Consider the following 266-nt stretch of genomic DNA (forward strand, 5'->3'; position numbering starts at 1 on the left):
GGCGCAGCGTCCGCCCGGACAGCGCCAGCGTGCTGGCCGAACTGCGCAGCCAGCTCGGTTAAACAGCCGGCTCGAACTCGATGGGGCAGTCCGCTTCACCTTCAAGCTTGAGCAATTCCTCGACCACCTGCGTCTTGGCCCGGCGCAGGCACAGGCGTCGGCCCTGCGCCCGCAGGCGATGGGCTTCCTGGTGGAGCATGGTGACGCCGGCGTAGTCGATAAAGTTGATCTGCTGCGCCTCGATCACCACCCGCTTGCCCTTGCTG

1 protein-coding gene is annotated in these 266 nt (G+C 66.5%); it reads right to left on the reverse strand.

All coding sequences use genetic code 11. The annotated features are described in order from the left end of the window. Positions 1 to 58: 58 nt before the first annotated feature. Positions 59 to 266 (reverse strand): STAS domain-containing protein (locus tag AC0IW9_RS30980; RefSeq protein ID WP_471652137.1); only part of this gene is annotated, 208 nt, incomplete at its 5' end.

The sequence above is a fragment of the Belnapia sp. AC561 genome (assembly GCF_979252845.1).